Source organism: Patiriisocius marinistellae (assembly GCF_009014635.1).
GTDB lineage: Bacteria > Bacteroidota > Bacteroidia > Flavobacteriales > Flavobacteriaceae > Patiriisocius > Patiriisocius marinistellae.
Genome location: NZ_BKCF01000001.1, coordinates 1,119,512 through 1,139,378 on the forward strand (window position 1 = coordinate 1,119,512; position 19,867 = coordinate 1,139,378).

Below are 19,867 nucleotides of genomic sequence, written 5' to 3' on the forward strand. Positions count from 1 at the left end.
ACGTCCCCCATCTTTTTATATATCTTTACTGAAACGAAGTACAACAAAGTGCCGTTAAATTGAATGAAAAATGCGTAATATTTTCTTCGGAATTATTCTTTGTCTTGTCATTGTTTTTGGTTTACGCTATTGCGAACATCAAAAGGATAATAGACAACAATTAACTGAAAGTACAGCTCTCATTGAAAAGCAGATAAGGAATGTAGGTAAACTTGTGGTAACTGAAGGTAGCTACTCACAAGTTTTTAGTTACAAGGATACAAAGTCATTACTAATGGGGCTAGTAGATACCCAGAAAAAAGCATTAGTCATTGTAAATGCAGAGGCTTCAATATCATACGATTTGAGCAAAATTGAAACTTTAGTTGATCCCGAAACTAAAACAGTGACCATTATAAAAGTCCCAGAACCAGAATTAAAGATTAATCCCAACATAGAGTATTATGATGTGAAACAGGATTATTTAAATCAATTTAATGCTACAGATTATAATACGATAAAGAAAAGGGTTAGCGCTTCTTTAAAACAAAAGATTGAAGCTTCGGCATTAAAGAGTAATGCTCAAAATAGGCTGATTTCAGAATTACAAAAAATTTATATTTTGACAAATTCAATGGGCTGGACGCTTCAATTTAATGGAGCTACAATTACAGAAAATGTAGATTTGCAAAATATGGATAGTATTCTATAACATTTTAATTTATTTATAGATTCCATTTTTTTACTGCTTTAAATTTTATCATTTAACATTAAATAGTAGTGTTGTTAATAAGGTGAAAATTTATCTAAGTCTAGTAATAACTATTTTGTTATTATAAATTTAAATAATCATTGTTTTCCATCTTACATATTTGTAATTTTTTCTTACAAAAAGGAAAAAACAATCATTTCAACGATTATATTTGTTCTTAATCGATAAGGTGATTTCTATACTATATAGAATTTTAACTTTACTGTAACTAATTGACCAATTTTACATTATGAAAAAAGCTACTTCGCGTAGGTCGTTTTTGCTCAAAACAGCATTAGCGACTACAGGTGTTACTCTATTATCTAATGGTGTTTCTGCAGCTTTTGCAAATGATATTCCGTTTGATGGATATAACCCATATGCAGAAACTAAGACTGATTTACGTACAAATACACTCGCAGATCGCATAGATGTTTATGGCGTTATCTACAACAGTACTGGTAAAATACCGCTACAAAATGCTAGTGTTGAAGTTTGGCACTTATCACCTAATAGTAAAAAATATCGTCACAGGGCAAAATTATTTACTAATGACTTGGGTGAATATAGTTTTACTACAGAAATGCCCAACCGGGAAACTGGCAATCCTCCAAAAATATTTTTTAAAGTCACCTCTCAAAATAAATCCTATTTCACAGAGCTTATATTAAGTAGCACTGGTGCACATATTACGGGAAAACATTGGCAAGAAAATAAACTTCCAGATCTTAAATTATTACCACGTACAGAGTATGCGGGAACTACGACTTCTATAAATTTTAATATAACTAACTAAAATATATTATTATGCCAGTAAATCCATTTTTAGGACAAATTGAATCTTTTCCATACAATTTTGCACCGCGTGGTTGGGCAAGATGTGATGGACAATTATTAGCAATTTCATCAAACTCAGCATTGTTTTCATTGATAGGTACTATTTACGGTGGTGATGGTCGTACTACATTTGCACTCCCAGATTTGCGTAGTAGTGTTGCATTACATACAGGTAGTGGTCCTGGTTTGTCACCTCGTCCAATAGGTCAAAAATTAGGTGCCGAAACTCACACACTCACAGAAGGGCAAATGCCTAATCATAGTCACACACTATCTGTAAGTAGCGCTAATGGAGATGTAGCTACACCTACGGCAGGTAATAGCGTTTCAAAAGTTGTTGAAAACCAAGGGCGTTCTGCAAATGAGGTAGATAGATACAATACTGCTACACCAAATGTTAATTTAAATGAAGCTACTGTAGGTGCAAATGGTGGTAATCAACCTTTTAATAATGTACAACCTAGTCTAGTTTTGACATGGTGTATTGCAACACAGGGTATTTACCCATCTAGAAATTAAGAAAACAAATGTTTTCTGCTTAATAAAACCATTAAACATAAAATTACTAACATTAAAAACTAATCAAACCATGGAGCCATTTATAGGAGAAATTATAGCATTTGGATTTAATTTTGCCCCACGCGGTTGGGCACAATGCAATGGGCAATTATTGCCAATTTCACAAAATACTGCACTGTTTTCATTACTAGGTACAACATATGGTGGTGATGGCCGCACTACGTTTGCACTGCCAGATTTACGTGGTAGAACTGCGATGCATACGGGGCAAGGCCCTGGGTTATCAAGTCGCCAATTAGGGCTAAGATTTGGAACTGAAACTAACACACTGAATGTTGCTCAAATGCCTAATCACAATCACACGTTGTCTGTTAGTAATGCAAACGGAAATGCTGCAGTACCTGTAGCTGGAAATAGTATTTCGAAGGCTGTAGAAAATCAAGGCAGGTCTACTAATGAAATTGATAGCTTTAATGCTGCAACACCTAATGTTGCGCTAAATACAGGGTCGATTGGTTCTGCAGGAGGACAGCAACCATTTAATAATATACAGCCATCTTTAGTGGTAAATTGGTGTATTGCATTACAAGGTATTTTTCCGTCTCGTAATTAATCACACTTCGATAAATTTCCACGTTGGATTTTTATGGGTTGTATAATGTAATTGAAATGTTTTTCCTTTTAAGTTATATAGTGAGTAAACTGAAATGGGATTACTTAATAAAGATTTAGATTTTAGTAAACGGTAGTTTTTATAGATTACTACTTCCGCAAAAATACAGACATCTGGATGGTCTTTAAAGTCTTCGGGTATTACTATAGTTTCGGTGTTAAAACTGAAATTGGCATCTGTATTAATGTCTTTCGTAATATCAAATAGTAGGGTTTTGCCAATGGTTTTATAGGTGTTCCCTAATGTTAATACGTTCTTATAAATATCAAAATAAGGCTCATTTCCGTAGAAAGAAAACTCTTGAAAAATTGAAATACGTTCCGGGATAAATATTCCGTTAGGATGAAGTTGTGGTGCTAAATTTTGTGTTACCCTAACTTGAGGTTCGCGAGTTAATGCTTTATCCATTACCTCACTTACAATAATGTGTAATGGGTAATCTTTAGGGTGTTGATACGTGATTGCATCACAGAGCATAAATTTTTTGAAATACGGTGTTGCCTTTAAAAGTGAGATTAAATTTTCAACATTCTGTTTAGAAGTAGGAGTAATATCAAGGAGTGTTATTTGAAGTTGTTCTGGGTTAAACAAGTGGAGTAAAGGGAGGATAATAGGTGCTACAGGTCCACATCCAGCATATAAAATTTCGAGTGTGGTGTTTGGGTTTAATTGTATAGCATCATTAATGGCGGCATACATGCTCTTTATAAAGCGAACTGTGCGTAATGGATCTTTCAAACAATCAAGCGCATGTTGAGAGGATAAAGCAATCCCTCCTGATAAAGCAGTAGGTGTTTTATTTGAATATGATGGAACATCATTGAGCTCTTTGAGCAATTTGGTATAAGTGATTTCAAGTTCTTTTGCACTAATAACCTCCTCGTTTTCATTTTTTGATGAAAGAAGTGTTTTAATAACATTACTGAAAATTGATAAAGTGTAATCCATAGGACTCAAAGATATAAATCTGCGTAGAAATACGTATCTAAAGCAAGAATGTCTTGCATATATTTGATTTTTAATAGTTTAACTAACTAACCATATTTTAATAATAAACTAACATTATGAAAAATTTTTACAATTGTTTACTGCTTTTTATAATGGTTTGCTTTTATAGTGCAACCGTAGGAGCGCAAACAACCGAAAACTTTGAAACAGAAACAGCTGGCGCTTTCACATTCTCTGAAGGTGGCTTCTCGTTTTCTAGTGGCACTGCAAATTTTGATATTGAAAATTTTGGAAGTGCCGGTGCTGGAGGTTCTGATCAATATATAGATAATTTTGATGATCAAGGTGCTGGAAAGATTTATGCAATTTCTATTACTGGAGGAGCTTCATTGTTTTCAATGCAGTCCATGGATGTATATGTTTCTTCATTGCCAGATGGTGCATTTCCAACAGATGATGGGACAATAACAGTAAGTGGAAGAACGGGAGCTACTGTAGTATACACAGCTACTTATAATTCTGGAAATACACCTTTTCCTCTAGATTTTACAGCTGATAATGGTTTTTTCAATATTGATTTTTCTAACATGCCCGGAATAGGAGATCAGTCAAGTATTAATGTAGATAACATTCAAATCACTCTTGGCGGGGCATTTATTTATGCAGCGATTGATGATTTTGAATTTGACGATGAAGTGTTAAACACAGATCCACCAGAAGTTCAGTCAATTACTTTAGTAGGAAGCCCTTCAAGTACTGCAACATCAGTCGATTTTTTAGTGACTTTTAATGAAGATGCTGTTAATGTTGATGTGTCAGATTTTGTTACAGATTTAGTGGGTGCTTCAGGAAATATTTCTGGTATTTCAGGTAGTGGTTCATCTTATACAGTAACAGTTAGTAGTATAACAGGAGAGGGTACGGTGAGTATTGATTTGATTGCAGGTAATGATATAGAAGATACTTTAGGAAATACTCCTTCGCCAGCTTTTATGACTGGAGCTATTTTTAATGCTTCGAGATGCTTTATCGAAACTTTTGAAAGCTTCGGCGCTGGAGGAAATACATTTACAAGTAATGGAGTAGGTTTTGAAACAAGTGATGCAAATTTCAACATCACCTTTTTAAACAACGGGGGTGCTAGTGGTAGTCAGTTTTTAGATAATCTTGGAGATCAAGGAACAGGAAAAAGCTATTCTATAACGACTACAGGGACAGAGTTATTTTCGGTAAATACAGCTGGGATATATGTATCTTCAATGGCAGATGGTGCATTTCCAACAGACGATGGAACACTTACTATTGAAGGAAGATTAAGTGGAAGTACAATTTATACAATAACAAAAAACTCAGGTTTTTTAACAGATTTTACAACTAATAATGGATATAATCCTATTGATTTTGCAGCAAATGGAACTATTAATGTTGATGAGTTACGTATTACTATAGGAGGTGCGTTTATCTATGTGAGCTTAGATGATTTTGAACATTGTCCAGAAGTTTTGACAACAGATCCACCAACTATTCAAAGTATTTCGTTAGTTGGTAATCCTCCAGCTTCTTCTGCTTCGGTTGATTTTACAGTCATTTTTAATGAGGACGCTTTAAATGTTTCAATAGATGATTTTATGCTTACGAGTACAGGTTCAGCAACTGGTACTATAGCTGGAATTGCAGGAACAGGTAACAATTATACTGTTAGTGTGTCTGGAATTTCAGGAGAAGGAACATTAAGGTTAGATTTATTAGCGGGAACTGATATAGAAGATACAGATAGTAATACACCTCCTCCTCCGTTTAATGAAGGTGAAGTTTTTTTAGTGTCTTTATGTAATGTAGAAACATTTGAAGCTGTAGCTATTGGTGGAAATACATGGACTACAAATGGTACTCCATTTATGAGCTCTGTTACATTTAAAGTGGATGAATTTGTTAATGCTGGTGCAGGGAATTCAGATAGATATTTAGACAATGTTGATGACCAAGGAACAGGTAAAACTTTTTCAATTGCAATTACAGATACTTCTGAAATAACAATGAATCAATTAGCCGTGTATGTTTCTTCAATCGCTGATGGCGCTCAGCCAACAGATGACGGAACGCTTACTGTTGTTGCAAATTTAGATGGTGTAATGCAATATACAATTACAAAAAACACTGGTTTTCCTACGAGTCTAGTTCCAGATAATGGGTTTTATCTTTTAGATTTTAGTGCAGAAGGGGGTACAGATAATTCAGCGACTTTAATTGATGAACTTGTGTTTACAATAGGCGGTTCATTTGTATATATAGGTGTTGATAACTTTGAATTTTGTTCAGATCCGCCTCCAGTAGCAGTATGTCAAGACATCACTGTTCAGTTAGACGCAACTGGTAACGCTAGTGTAACTCCTGCTCAAGTGGATGGAGGTTCTACAGATAATTCTGGTTCTGTTACGCTAATAAGCGTGAGTCCAAATACATTTGACTGTTCTAACGTAGGTCTTAATACAGTGACACTTACTGTTGAAGACAACATGGGGCAGCAAAGTTCATGTACGGCGATGGTAACGGTTGAAGATAATACAACTCCTACAGCAATTTGCCAACCTTTTACCGCGAGCTTAGATGCCACGGGTAATATAACAATAACCGGTGCAGATGTTGATGGAGGTTCTACAGCAGCTTGTGGTATAATGTCATTGTCAGTGAGTCCTTCAACTTTTACCTGTGCAGAATTAGGTACTCCACAAACAGTTACACTTACGGTAACTGGTGCAAATGGAAATACAGATACGTGTACAACAACGGTTACTATTAATGACCCATTAAACGCATGTAACCAACCACCAATGGCAGTTTGTCAACCTGTAGTTGTTAATGCAGATGGAGCATGTATGGGAACAGCAGTAGCGGCAGATTTTGACGGTGGTTCTAGTGATCCAGATATGGATCCATTAACTTTTACAGTAAGTCCGGCAGGTCCTTATCCTTTAGGGATAACAAATGTTACGTTAACAGTAAGTGACGGTACATTGACAGATATTTGTATGACTACAATTACAGTAAATGATGTAACACCACCAATGATAACATGTCCTGCAGGACCTATTGCGAGCGTTTGCGGCGATGATGTTGTTTTTGCAGACCCTACTGTAACAGATGATTGCGGTTTAGTGATTGCTCCAGCGTCTATTCCTGGGTTTACAGTATTTGGAACTTTAGGTAATAGTACTTACTTTATTTCAGATGTTACAGCTACAGGACCAGACGCATTTGCCTTTGCGATAGCTAATGGATATGAATTATTAACAATAAATAATAGTAATGAAAATGATTACATATCAAGTCAACTTGTCGCATTTGGCATAGGTAATATTATGAATGGGTATAATGATATAGCTGTTGAAGGTACATTTGAGTGGCAGAGTGGCCAACCTTCAAATTATACTAATTGGAATTTAGGTGAACCCAACAATAATGGGCCTGGAGAAGACTATACTCAGGTATTTAGTAATGGTCTCTGGAATGATATTGAATCAGGTACCCTTACAAGATATATTTTAGAATTTTCAAACGGTCCAGTACAAGTAACAGGAATTCCATCTGGTAATCCATATCCTCAAGGGACAACTACGAATACATTTTATGTAGAAGATGCCTCTGGTAACAGTGTAACATGCTCGTTTGATGTTATCGTTACAGATAATGTACCACCAATGATTGCATGTCCTGCACCAATAACTATGGATAACGACCCAGGAATTTGTGGAGCCATAGTAACGTATACAACACCTGTGGGTACTGATAACTGTACGGGAAGTACTACATTACAAATTGCAGGTTTACCTTCTGGGGCAACTTTCCCAATTGGAACCACAACAAATACTTTTGAGGTAACAGATGCTGCCGGGAATATTGATACATGTACATTTGACGTAACTGTAAATGATATTGAAAATCCAGTCATCACATGTGAAGACGTAACAGTTGAATTGGATGCAAATGGAATGGCAACGATTGTTCCAGCAGATATTTATCGAGACTCATTTTTATATGATGTAACACCAACAACCTATGGCCCTACAGCTGGATCTGGTACGCTAGTTACTTTGAGTGATGACCAAGTATCGGGAGATCTTCCTGTAGGCTTTGTTTTTAATTTCTTCGGAAATGACTATTCTCAATTTAGGATATCTTCAAATGGATTTATAGGTTTTGATAATTTAACCGATAATGGTTGTTGTTCGGGCGAAGTTGTTCCAGAACAATCTGCTTTTGAACCTAAAAATTTAATTGCACTTTGTTGGGACGACTTAAATCCACCCAGCGGTGGAACTATTGACTATTTTACAGTAGGAGTAGTACCTAATCGTGTTTTGATAGTTAATTATAATAATGTGGTACATTTTAATTCAGGTCCGGGTATTATTACTGGTCAAATAAAATTATTTGAAACCTCTAATAGGATTGAAATACATACTGCCAATCAAAATGACAGTGGTATTCATACACAAGGTATTCAAAATATAGATGGAACTTTAGGGTATGCTGTTCCTGGTAGGAATGGAACATCTTGGACGGCCACAAATGATGCCTTTTCTTTTGTGCCTTTGCCGTCAAATATATCTGACAATTGTGGGATTGCATCAATCACTATGTCTCAAACAGATTTTACCTGTGCAGATATAGGTACTGTAATGGTAGATGTTACAGTTACAGACACTAGTGGAAATACAGCTATGTGTGTTGCTAATATTACAGTAGAAGACAATATAAATCCCGTAGCAGTATGCAACACAGGCTTTGTAGCACAACTAGATGCAACTGGTTCAGTAACAATCACAGGAGTAGATGTTGATGGAGGGTCTACAGATAATTGTGGAGTAACATCCATAACAGTTAGTCCAGATACGTTTGACTGCTCAGCAGTTGGAACGGCTCAATCGGTTACCTTAACTGTAATGGATGCAGCTGGCAATATTGATACATGTACAACAACGGTGACAATAGAAGATATGGTAGCTCCAGCAGCAATGTGCGCAGCTCCATTTACGGTTCAATTAGATGCTGCTGGAATTGCAAGCATCACAGTAGCTGATATTGAAAATGGCTCAACAGATGCTTGTGGAATCGCAACAACCACCATTGATGTAATGGATTTTACCTGTGCAGATATAGGACCAAACACAGTTACCTTAACAGTAATAGATGTTAACGGAAATATGAGCACATGCACAACAATAGTTACCGTAGAAGATATGGTAGCACCAATAGCAAACTGCGCAGCACCATTCACAGTTCAACTAGATGTTAATGGAATGGCAAGTATCACAGTAGCTGATATTGAAAATGGTTCGACCGATGCTTGTGGAATCGCAACAACCACCATTGATGTAATGGACTTCACCTGTGCAGATGTAGGGCCAAACACAGTTACCTTAACAGTAACAGATGTTAACGGAAATATGAGCACATGCACAACAATAGTTACCGTAGAAGATATGGTAGCACCAGTAGTAAACTGCGCAGCTCCATTTACGGTTCAATTAGATGCTGCTGGAATGGCAAGCATTACAGTTGCTGATATTGACAATGGCTCAACAGATGCTTGTGGAATTGCTACAACAACTATTGATGTAACAGACTTTACGTGTGCAGATGTAGGGCCAAACACAGTTACCTTAACAGTAACAGATGTAAACGGAAATATAAGTACATGTACAACAATAGTTACTGTAGAAGATAATGTTGCTCCAGTTGCAAATTGTGCAGCTCCATTTACGGTTCAGTTAGATGCTGCTGGAATTGCAAGCATCACAGTTGCTGATATTGATAATGGTTCAAACGATGCTTGTGGAATTGCATCAACCACCATTGATGTAACAGACTTTACGTGTGCAGATGTAGGGCCAAACACAGTTACCTTAACAGTAACAGATGTAAACGGAAATATAAGTACATGTACAACAATAGTTACCGTAGAAGATAATGTTGCTCCAGTTGCGAATTGTGCAGCTCCATTTACGGTTCAGTTAGATGCTGCTGGAATTGCAAGTATCACAGTTGCTGATATTGATAATGGTTCGACCGATGCTTGTGGAATTGCATCAACCACAATAGATGTAATGGACTTTACCTGTGCAGATGTAGGGCCAAATACAGTTACTTTAACAGTAACAGATGTAAATGGAAATATAAGTACGTGTACAACAATAGTTACTGTTGAGGATAGTGTTGCTCCAGTTGCATTGTGTATGAATATCACAGTTCCTCTGGCAGCAGACGGGACTGCAACAATAACTCCAGCAGATGTTGACGGTGGTAGTACAGATGCTTGTGGAATTGCTTCCACAACCATTGATATGAGTACATTTGATTGTAGTAACGTGGGGCCAAATAATGTTATTTTAACAGTTACTGATATCAACGGAAACGTGAGCACGTGTACTGCTGTGGTAACCATTGAAGATGTAACTGCACCAGTAATTGCATGCCCTGCCGATATTTCTATAAACACGACACCAGGCGATTGTTTTGCCGAAGTTTCATTCCCTGATGCAATTGCATTAGATGCTTGTGGTATCACAACGATTACCCAAACAATGGGTGACCCTAGCGGAAGCATGTTCCCAGTAGGAGATACTTTGATAGAATTTACTGCGACAGACGTTAATGGAAATTCTTCAACTTGTATGTTTACAATTACAGTAATGGATATGGAACCAGCAATGGCAGTTTGTCAAGACATCACAGTTCAATTAGATGGCAATGGTATGGTAACAATTAACCCGGCAGATGTAGACGGAGGAAGTTCTGATAACTGTGGTATTGCATCAACTTCAATTGACATCGATTCGTTTGATTGTAGTAACGTAGGCCCCAATAATGTAACATTGACAGTTACAGATGTAAACGGAAACGTTAGCACATGTATAGCAGTTGTTACAGTTGAGGATATCGAAGCGCCAATGGTTGTTTGTCAAGACATAACAGTGCAGCTAGATGAAACAGGGAATGTAACAATCACAGCAAGTGATTTAGACAATGGAAGTACAGATAATTGTACAATTGCAGATTTCACATTAGATATTGATACTTTCGATTGTAGTAACGTAGGGCCAAATACTGTAATTGTAACCGTAACAGATGCTAGTGGAAACACAGCAACTTGTACAGCAACAGTTACCGTTGAAGATATAACAGCTCCAGAGCTAGTTTGTATGGACTTCACGCTAGAACTTGGTGCAGATGGTACAGCAATTCTTGATGTGGCAAATGTAATAGCAAGTAATACAGATGCCTGTGGCATTGACACTAGCGCTGTTGATATTACTGAATATGACTGTAGTGATATAGGAACGCCAGTGATGGTTGAAGTATTTACACAAGACGTAAATGGAAACATCTCAAGCTGTATGGCTACCGTAACTGTAATTGATGCATTGGCACCAGTAGTAACATGCCCTGCAGATATTACTGTAGATCCAGGAGCTGGAAATATTAATTATGAAGTTCCAGACTATGTAGCACTTGGTGATGCAACAGCTATTGATAACTGTACAGACCCAGTTGTTATTTTTACTCAAGACCCAGCAGCAGGAACATTCTTAGCAGATGGTGTATACCCTGTGACTATTACAGCAGAAGATGAATACGGAAATGTAGGTTCTTGTACATTTACATTGACTGTAGAAAGTGTATTAGGTGTTCCAGCAAATGAAATTTCATTAGCAACGCTCACTATGTACCCTAACCCAGCAAAAGATTATGTAATACTTAGCAACCCACAAGCAATCAATCTTGAAAAAGTTTCAATTTATGATGTAAATGGAAGATTGGTAAGAAACATTAACTTAAATAATATGGGAACTGAAAAAACGATGGACATTACAGACCTTCAAAGTGCAATGTATATGTTTGTAATTGAAAGTGACCATGGAGTAATCACAAAGCAAATACTCAAAGAATAATGAGATAGCTTAAGTTAAAAAAAGTCCCTTATCGTATTGATAAGGGACTTTTTACTTTTATTTATTTTTATAAATAAGTTTATTAATAGCTTTATAAAAGTTCAAGTACTTCGGAAATTTTAAATAATTAAACCTTAGTATTTCAATAAGAATAGATGCCACAAATAATAGCAACTTTCTATTTTAAATAATAAATTTTATAATTTTTGATATAGAGAAGACCATCCGCCACCATTCATCGCTTCAATACCATTGCTTTTTAAAATAGCAGCAGCACTACCACTGCGCATACCACTAGCACAACAAGTAATTACAGGTTTGTTCCATTTCTTAATTTCCGAAATGTTATTACCCACTTGTTGTAAAGGAATGTGTTTTGATCCAGGAATTGCTCCACTCTCATATTCACCCTTTGAGCGAACATCAAGAATGACAGCATCACGTTCTACAAAGTCTTGAATTTTTTTAGTCTTGTTACCAAATAAAAAATCTAATAATCCCATATTTTATTTTATTTATCAGTGCACAACTATTGCGCATTCAGTTAGTTATTATATTTCAACAATTAATACATTGTATTATTGTTTTTTGCATCTTTTGGTATTTGTTGAATCGAATCCCAATGCTCGCATATTTTCCCATTATTGTCAAATCTAAAAAAATCCATCGTAATGTATTCATCATTATCTGGCCAAATTTGGTGCGTGTGCAACGCTACTAAATTTCCCTCAGCAATTTGCCTTACAAATTCAATCGATTTTTTAGGGTATGCTTGTTGCATTCTTTTAAAATAATCAATAAAGCCTTGAAGTCCATCAGCTACATGAGGATTATGTTGAATATATGTATCTCCCACATATAGCGCAACAGCTTTTTCAGGATTTCCTTCATACGCCATTTTATAAAAAGCAATAGCGTTCTTTTTATTCTCTTTTATGTCCATTTTAGTTGCATTTAATTTCTTAAGCTTTCAATGCATACTTATTACGCATTCGCTTAATTGTAACCTGTAATTTATTTTAGCAACCCCAAACCACCTTTAATTAAGTGAGATACCTCGGGTCTTTTTTCCTGTAAAAAGTTTAAATAATCTAATATTTCCGAAGCCTTTACAAGTTCATATATTTCTAACGATAATAACCAGTCATTTTTAAAATCATCTTTTACTTTATTAAAAATTTTGAGAAGTTGTTTTTTATCAAAACTATCTTCTGCCCTAAAATTTCTAACTTTTAAATAAAGCGAGTTCAATATTTTTTCTTCTTCCGAAATTTTAACAACATCACCCAGCGTGCTTAATTGATGCTCCACTAAATCAAAGCTTAAATAATCTGCTGCACCCGCAAATGCCGATACTATTTCTTTCCCTACCGCCATGTCAAAATCACCATCTTCGGGACTAAATAAAATTTCGTCTTTATAGGTAACTGTACAATTAGTAAATTGAATTAGCATTAATTCGCCTTTCAAATTACGCATTCCAGTAACGTTCATTCCTTTTACTTTAATGCCGCTTTCAAATTCAAATTCTATGGGTTTTCCATCATAAAAATTATAAGCAGAAAGATCTCTAGGCCCCATGTTTTCAATGGCAAGATTAATCCCTTTTAATTTACCTAAGGGAGAACGAAATCCATTTTTATGTCTTGAAATTCCATGTCCTATTACTTCGGTTTCTCTTGAAGCTAACGCAGTTGGTCCTTCGGTTTCAAAATATACAACTTCATTGTCTTCATTGCGAATCATGCGTGTAAAAACTCCCGAAACTTGTAGTCCTGTACTAATTTCAATTGTCCCTAATTGTTTAGATTCAATAAGTTTATTTAACCCTCGCCAACCACCTTTTCTTACTGCCATTGTGTTTGCAAATTCTTCAAGAACTTCTTGCAAATAAGCAAAATCTGGAGTTACATAAAGTTGAGGTTGAGGTTTTGTAATATCAAAGTCTTGATATGCCGCATCTATAGAATACGGTATTTTTTTTACTTCTTTTTTCATACACCACTCACTTTCACCAATAGAGGATAATAGTCCCGCTCCATAAATCTTCGGATTTTCAACACTACCCACCATTCCATATTCTACAGTCCACCAATGGAGGTTTCTTATAAGTGAAATTTCCGAAGGTAAAACTTCTTTGTTTTGTAATGTTTCAACACGTTTTTCGGCAGCATCGATTTTATTTTTTGGAGTTCCTTCGGCTTCTTTTAAAATACTCAATTCGCGTACAGCCTCATACATATCCATATCGTGCGCACTTGAAATAGCTTTAGCACCTATCTCTCCAAAACGCCTTAAATATTCTGCATAATCAGGGCTAGCAATAATGGGGGCGTGACCTGCACCTTCGTGAATAATATCTGGCGCTGGTGTGTATTCAATATTTTCTAATTGACGAATGTCACTCGCAATCACCAGCACTTTGTAGGCTTGAAATTCCATAAACGCATTAGGAGGAATAAAACCGTCTACCGCAACTGCAGCCCAGCCTATTTCTTTCAAAATACGATTCATCCCATACATTGAAGGAATGTTATCAATAGAAATTCCTGTTTTTTGCAATCCTTCAAGATAACTTTCATGTGCAACTTTGCTCAAATAATCTACGTTTTTGCGCATTACATATCGCCACGTCGCTTGATTAATAGGTGTGTAGTAGTTATAATTTTGTGGCTTGATATATTGCTTTAAATGTGGTGGCAGTCTATCAAGCAATTCGTTGCTTTCAATGCGTTCTTCTATCATAGCCCAAAAGTAGCGAGTTCTATTTAAAACTTACATAAATTTTATTAAAAGTACTTACGATTTTAAACGAGTAGTTTAGAGATGAAGATGTTTTTCTATATTTACAAAGCACTATGAAAAACCGTAAAAAAGAAATACTTAAAGTTGCAGCCTACCTCTTTAAAGAGAAAGGTTTTAGTGCAGTATCAATGCGTGATATTGCAAAGGCGATGGACATGAAAGCTGCAAGTTTATACAATCATATTTCTGGCAAGCAAGAAATTCTTTCTACATTGATTTTAGAAGTAGCAGCAGCGTTTACATCTCAAATGGATATGATTACTTCGGAAACGTTACCTCCGTTAAAAAAGATTGAAAAGGTTATAGAAATTCATATAGATATCACAGTAAATTATTCTGAAAATATAGCGACATTAAATAATGATTGGGTGCACCTTGAAGGGGATGATTTGAAAAAAGTAGTGAAGATGCGGGAGGATTATGAAGAAAATTTTAGGGGTATTATAAAAGAGGGAATCTCACAGGGAGCAATAAAACAACAGCATCCTGAGGTAATTTTATTTTCAATTCTCTCAACGCTCAGAACACTTTATTTGTGGAATGAAAAGCGTGGTAAAATGGATGTAAACATCTTAAAAAAAGACATGGTTTCGGTCTTATTAAACGGGATTTGTATTTCTAACTAACAATCGTTAGTTTTGTATAATAAATAACACATAAAAATTGGCAGACTTTCATTTACTTAAGATTAAAGACATTTATAAAGAAACAGATGATTGTTCTGTAATATCTTTTGATGTTCCTTCAAAGATTTCTGATGCATTTCATTTCCGTCAAGGACAACACCTTACATTAAAAGCGACAATTGAAGGTGAGGATGTGCGACGCTCATACAGTTTATGTTCAAGTCCATACGATGGTGAGTTAAAGGTTGCGGTAAAACAGATTCTTGGAGGAAAATTTTCAACTTTTGTTAATGAGACATTACAAGTTGGAGATATGCTTGAGGTTATGGAGCCTAGTGGTAACTTTGGGGTAGCATGTCAACCTTCCGAAGAAAAAAACTATTTGTTCTTTGCCGCAGGTAGTGGTATAACTCCTGTACTGTCAATGGTTAAAGCGCATTTAGTTCAAGAGCCAAATAGTACATGCAAGTTATTTTATGTAAATAAAACAGCAAAATCTATTATCTTTAAGGAAGAGTTAGAGCAGCTTAGAAATCAGTTTTTTGGACGTTTTGAAATCAATTATTTTCTAACAAAAGAACGTAGAGATATAGAGTTATTTAATGGTCGTTTTGATGATGAGAAAATGGAGGTTTTAACAAAGACTTTTATTGATATTCCTGATACAGATGAAGTGTTTTTATGTGGACCAGAAAAAATGGTCAATTTTGTTTCTCAATATTTAATTAATGCTGGTCTTCCTAAAGAGAATATTCATTTTGAATTATTTGTTACAGGGCTATCAGACGAGGATATTGCTAGGCAAGAAAGATTGGCAAAGCAAAATGTAGAAGGAACAGAGGTTACTATTGTTGATGGAGGAAAGGAATTCTCATTTACAATGACAAAAGAATATGATAACATTCTTGACGCAGCTCTAGGAGCAGGAGCAGATTTACCATTTGCTTGTAAAGGTGGTGTATGTAGCACCTGTAAGTGTGAAGTACTAGGTGGTGCCGTAGAAATGAAAATAAATTACGCGTTAAGTGATAAAGAGGTGTCTCAAAATTTAGTTTTGAGTTGCCAAGCTGTTCCAACAACAGATAAAGTAAAAGTAGATTTTGATGTATAAGTAATTTAAAGCAAGTATTTCTTTGCACGCGGAAATTTCATCAAATTAAAATATTGTTTAATTAGCTTAGAGCGTATAGCTCAAAGTCTAAAGCAAAATATTATGAGCAACGAACAAATTAAAAACCTAGAAGAAATTTTTGAAGCTCGCATAGCGCGGGATGAAAAAATTGAACCTAAAGATTGGATGCCAGAAAAGTATCGTAAGACCCATATCAGGCAAATGAGTCAGCATGCGCATTCTGAAATTGTAGGAATGTTACCAGAAGGAAACTGGATTTCAAGAGCTCCTTCATTGAGAAGAAAAGCAGCTTTATTAGCTAAAGTTCAAGATGAAGCTGGTCACGGTTTGTATTTATATTCTGCTTGTGAGACCTTAGGGATTTCTCGTGATGAATTATACGAGCAATTACATTCAGGTAAGGCAAAATACTCTTCAATCTTCAATTATCCTACGGTAACATGGGCAGATATGGGAGCTATAGGTTGGTTAGTTGATGGCGCAGCTATTATTAATCAAGTTCCTTTGTGTAATACTTCTTTTGGTCCTTATGCAAGAGCAATGGTGCGTGTGTGTAAAGAAGAAAGTTTTCACCAGCGTCAAGGGTTTGAAATCATGCATAAATTATGCAATGGAACACCTGAGCAAAAAGATATGGCACAAGATGCATTGAATAGGTGGTGGTGGCCAAGCTTAATGATGTTAGGGCCTACAGATGCCGAAAGTATTCACACAGAGCAATCAATGAAATGGAAGCTTAAACGTAAATCTAATGATGAATTACGTCAGCAATTTATTGACCAAACAGTGCCTCAAGCAGATGTTCTTGGTTTGACAATTCCAGATAAAGATTTAAAATGGAATGAAGAAAAAGGAAGTTATGATTTTGGTGAGATTGATTGGGATGAATTTTGGCAAGTTGTAAAAGGTCATGGTCCATCAAATAAAAAGCGTATGAAAGCTAGAGTAGGAGCTTGGGAAGAAGGTGCTTGGGTGCGAGATGCAGCAATGGCACATGCTGAGAAGAAAGAAGCTAATAAACTAAAGAAAGCAATTTAAATAGCAGTGGATTTTTAGTTATGGCTAATGAGAAGCTAAATCTCAATCCACAATTAAAATTTACTATTTAATATTAAAAGTTATGTCAAAAAACTGGCCCCTTTGGGAAATCTTCGTAAGAAGTAAAAATGGATTAGAACATAGACATTTTGGTAGTCTTCATGCAGCAGATGCTGAAATGGCACTAGAAAATGCTCGTGATGTTTACACTAGAAGAAGTGAAGGTGTAAGTATTTGGGTAGTCGAAAGTGTAAATATTACTGCAAGTAATCCAGAACATAATGGAGAGCTTTTTGAACCAGCACATGATAAAGTATACCGTCACCCTACTTTTTATGAGTTGCCAGATGAAGTTAAGCATATGTAAATGTAAATTGTTTGTCTCCTTGAGTATTATTGAAATAGTGTTTTTTCACTATTAAAGATATTGAATGTAATTCTTTAAAGGTTTTAGGCAAACACAGCACAATTTTAAATGAATAAAAAACATCTTTTCGATTATATTATTTCAATTGCAGACAACTCGTTAATCTTGGCGCAACGCCTTGGTGAACTTTGTGGTCACGGTCCTACATTAGAAACCGATATTGCGGGAACTAATATTGCACTAGACTTAATTGGACAAACTAGAAATTATTACCAGTACGCTGCTCAAATTCAAGGTGAGGGTAAAACAGAAGACGATTTAGCATTTCTGCGCCTAGAAAGAGAATACAAAAATGTATTATTAGTTGAACAACCTAATGAGCATTTTGGATACGTGATGGGACGCCAATTTTTATTTGATGTATATCACTTACTTTTTATGAATGAGTTACTTAAAAGTAAGGATGAAACCTTAGCTGCAATTGCAAAAAAAGGAATTAAAGAAGTAAGCTATCATAAACGTTTTTCTGGAGACTGGGTAAAAAGACTAGGCGACGGCACAGAGGAAAGCAATCAAAAAATGCAAGAAGCTATTGATGAACTTTGGGCATATACAGATGAACTTTTTGATCAGCCAGAAGCAGACAAAACAATGATTGCAGAAGGAGTTGCTGTTGACACATTAAAATTTAAAGAAACATATTACGAAGAAGTTTCTACATTATTGAAAGAAGCAAATTTGCAGGTTCCAGAAAGTAAATACTTTATTAGGGGAGGAAAAACAGGAGTTCATTCAGAATTTATGGGATATATATTAAGCGATATGCAGTACATGCAACGTACGTATCCTAATATGGAATGGTAAACTCTCAAAAATGAGCTTAACACAAATCGCAAATATCGACGCACACTTAATTCCAATTTTGGAACAAGTGAACGACCCTGAAATTCCAGTACTTACAGTATTAGATTTAGGTGTGATTAGAGAGGCGATTGAAGTTAATGGAATTATAAAAGTAAAACTTACACCAACCTATAGTGGTTGCCCAGCGATGGATGTCATTGGAGATGATTTAAAAATAGCATTTGCTAAACTCAATAAAAAAGTTGAAGTTCAATTAGTGCTAAGTCCAGCATGGAGTACAGATTGGATTAGCGAAGCAGGCTTGCAAAAAATGGAAGAATATGGTATAGCACGTCCATTGACTGAATCTGCCGATAAAGATGTGCTCCTTAAAAATGCTAAAAAAGTAAAGTGCACAAACTGCGGCAGTAAAAATACACACTTAGTAAGTCAGTTTGGTTCCACAGCATGTAAAGCGTTATTTAAATGCGATGACTGTCAAGAACCCTTTGACTACTTTAAATGTCTTAAATAAATAAAGCAAAAAATATTTAAATGACAATAACTAAACAAATAGAAAACGGAGTAGCAATAATTACGTTAAACCGTCCAGAAGTGTTCAATAGTTTTAATAAGGAAATGGCGTTTTTACTTCAAGATGAGTTAGACGCTTGCGAAAAAGATGATGCAGTTAGAGCGATTATTCTCACAGGAAATGGCAAAGCATTTTGCGCAGGACAAGATATTGGCGAGATTACAAACCCTGATTTAAACCCTGGTTTTAAAAAAATTCTAGACGATCATTACAATCCTATTGTGTCTAGAATTAGAAGTATTGAAAAACCTATTATTTGTGGTGTAAACGGAGTTGCAGCTGGGGCAGGAGCAAATATAGCTTTGGCATGCGATGTAGTAATAGCTAGCGATAGAGCGAGTTTTATTCAAGCATTTAGTAAAATTGGGTTAATTCCAGATAGTGCTGGAACATTCTTTTTACCACGATTAATAGGGTTCGGAAAAGCTTCGGCTATAATGATGTTGGGAGATAAGATTTCCGCAGAAAAAGCAGAACAAATGGGTATGATTTACAGTGTAGTTTCTTCGGAAATATTAATGAATGAAGTAACTACCACTGCTCAAACACTCGCTAATATGCCAACAAAAGCACTCGGTTTGACAAAGCGATTGTTAAATGAATCTATGAATAATGATTTAGATGCGCAGTTAAAATTAGAAAGTAAATTACAAATTGAGTCAGCAAGCACAGAGGACTATGCAGAAGGTGTTGCAGCGTTTGTAGAAAAGCGTAAGCCAGTTTTTAAAGGCAAGTAATTTGAAAATATCAAACCAAGAATTTAAAATGTAAAAGTAGAATTCACTTTAAAGTTTTAAGTTTT

At 35.6% G+C, this 19,867-nt stretch carries 16 protein-coding genes; 12 read left to right on the forward strand and 4 right to left on the reverse strand.

Annotation, left to right across the window (positions count from 1 at the left end; genetic code table 11):
- The first annotated feature begins 70 nt into the window (after nucleotides 1-70).
- The 4 genes from GB234_RS04980 (at nucleotide 71) to GB234_RS04995 (ending at nucleotide 2,699) form a co-directional block, all read left to right on the forward strand.
- Nucleotides 71-691 (forward strand): DUF4230 domain-containing protein, encoded by a 621-nt coding sequence (locus GB234_RS04980; RefSeq protein WP_151893408.1) that lies wholly within the window; start codon nucleotides 71-73, stop codon nucleotides 689-691.
- Between the two features lie 289 nt (nucleotides 692-980).
- Entirely contained in the window at nucleotides 981-1,526 is a 546-nt protein-coding gene (locus GB234_RS04985) for a peptidase associated/transthyretin-like domain-containing protein (RefSeq protein WP_151893409.1), read from the forward strand.
- Between the two features lie 11 nt (nucleotides 1,527-1,537).
- Entirely contained in the window at nucleotides 1,538-2,086 is a 549-nt protein-coding gene (locus GB234_RS04990) for a phage tail protein (protein ID WP_151893410.1), read from the forward strand.
- A gap of 70 nt (nucleotides 2,087-2,156) precedes the next feature.
- Entirely contained in the window at nucleotides 2,157-2,699 is a 543-nt protein-coding gene (locus GB234_RS04995; protein ID WP_151893411.1) for a phage tail protein, read from the forward strand.
- On the opposite strand, the gene GB234_RS05000 is transcribed toward GB234_RS04995, so the two are convergent.
- Nucleotides 2,700-3,707, reverse strand: coding sequence for an SAM-dependent methyltransferase (locus GB234_RS05000; RefSeq protein WP_151893412.1), 1,008 nt, complete (start codon nucleotides 3,705-3,707; stop codon nucleotides 2,700-2,702).
- 116 nt (nucleotides 3,708-3,823) lie between these two features.
- Between GB234_RS05000 and GB234_RS05005 the strand changes: the two genes are divergently transcribed.
- Nucleotides 3,824-11,659 carry an HYR domain-containing protein gene (locus tag GB234_RS05005; protein ID WP_151893413.1) on the forward strand — a complete coding sequence of 2,612 codons (7,836 nt, stop codon included), beginning with the start codon at nucleotides 3,824-3,826 and terminating at the stop codon, nucleotides 11,657-11,659.
- 197 nt (nucleotides 11,660-11,856) lie between these two features.
- Here the strand turns inward: GB234_RS05005 and GB234_RS05010 are convergent, their stop codons facing one another.
- The 3 genes from GB234_RS05010 to GB234_RS05020 all read right to left on the reverse strand — a co-directional run bounded on the left by GB234_RS05010 (nucleotide 11,857) and on the right by GB234_RS05020 (nucleotide 14,404).
- The gene (locus GB234_RS05010; RefSeq protein WP_151893414.1) at nucleotides 11,857-12,162 is read right to left on the reverse strand and encodes a rhodanese-like domain-containing protein; all 306 of its coding nucleotides are present in this window, start codon (nucleotides 12,160-12,162) and stop codon (nucleotides 11,857-11,859) included.
- Nucleotides 12,163-12,224: 62 nt separating this feature from the next.
- Entirely contained in the window at nucleotides 12,225-12,602 is a 378-nt protein-coding gene (locus tag GB234_RS05015; protein ID WP_151893415.1) for a nuclear transport factor 2 family protein, read from the reverse strand.
- Between the two features lie 71 nt (nucleotides 12,603-12,673).
- Nucleotides 12,674-14,404: an aromatic amino acid hydroxylase gene (locus GB234_RS05020; protein WP_235906053.1), complete on the reverse strand. Its 1,731-nt coding sequence runs from the start codon at nucleotides 14,402-14,404 to the stop codon at nucleotides 12,674-12,676.
- Nucleotides 14,405-14,517: 113 nt separating this feature from the next.
- Here GB234_RS05020 and GB234_RS05025 point away from each other — a divergent pair, with 113 nt between their 5' ends.
- The 7 genes from GB234_RS05025 (at nucleotide 14,518) to GB234_RS05055 (ending at nucleotide 19,802) form a co-directional block, all read left to right on the forward strand.
- Entirely contained in the window at nucleotides 14,518-15,090 is a 573-nt protein-coding gene (locus tag GB234_RS05025; RefSeq protein ID WP_151893416.1) for a TetR/AcrR family transcriptional regulator, read from the forward strand.
- Nucleotides 15,091-15,127: 37 nt separating this feature from the next.
- Entirely contained in the window at nucleotides 15,128-16,201 is a 1,074-nt protein-coding gene (locus GB234_RS05030; RefSeq protein WP_151893417.1) for a 2Fe-2S iron-sulfur cluster-binding protein, read from the forward strand.
- 102 nt (nucleotides 16,202-16,303) lie between these two features.
- Nucleotides 16,304-17,260, forward strand: a complete 957-nt coding sequence (paaA, locus tag GB234_RS05035; RefSeq protein ID WP_151893418.1) for a 1,2-phenylacetyl-CoA epoxidase subunit PaaA — start codon at nucleotides 16,304-16,306, stop codon at nucleotides 17,258-17,260.
- Nucleotides 17,261-17,342: 82 nt separating this feature from the next.
- On the forward strand, nucleotides 17,343-17,627 hold the full coding sequence (paaB, locus tag GB234_RS05040; RefSeq protein WP_151893419.1) for a 1,2-phenylacetyl-CoA epoxidase subunit PaaB: 285 nt from the start codon (nucleotides 17,343-17,345) through the stop codon (nucleotides 17,625-17,627).
- Nucleotides 17,628-17,735: 108 nt separating this feature from the next.
- Nucleotides 17,736-18,491, forward strand: coding sequence for a 1,2-phenylacetyl-CoA epoxidase subunit PaaC (gene paaC / locus GB234_RS05045; protein WP_151893420.1), 756 nt, complete (start codon nucleotides 17,736-17,738; stop codon nucleotides 18,489-18,491).
- A gap of 10 nt (nucleotides 18,492-18,501) precedes the next feature.
- Nucleotides 18,502-19,005: a 1,2-phenylacetyl-CoA epoxidase subunit PaaD gene (gene paaD, locus GB234_RS05050; protein ID WP_151893421.1), complete on the forward strand. Its 504-nt coding sequence runs from the start codon at nucleotides 18,502-18,504 to the stop codon at nucleotides 19,003-19,005.
- 20 nt (nucleotides 19,006-19,025) lie between these two features.
- Complete coding sequence (locus GB234_RS05055; RefSeq protein ID WP_151893422.1) at nucleotides 19,026-19,802, forward strand: enoyl-CoA hydratase-related protein; 777 nt, start codon at nucleotides 19,026-19,028, stop codon at nucleotides 19,800-19,802.
- Nucleotides 19,803-19,867: the final 65 nt, after the last annotated feature.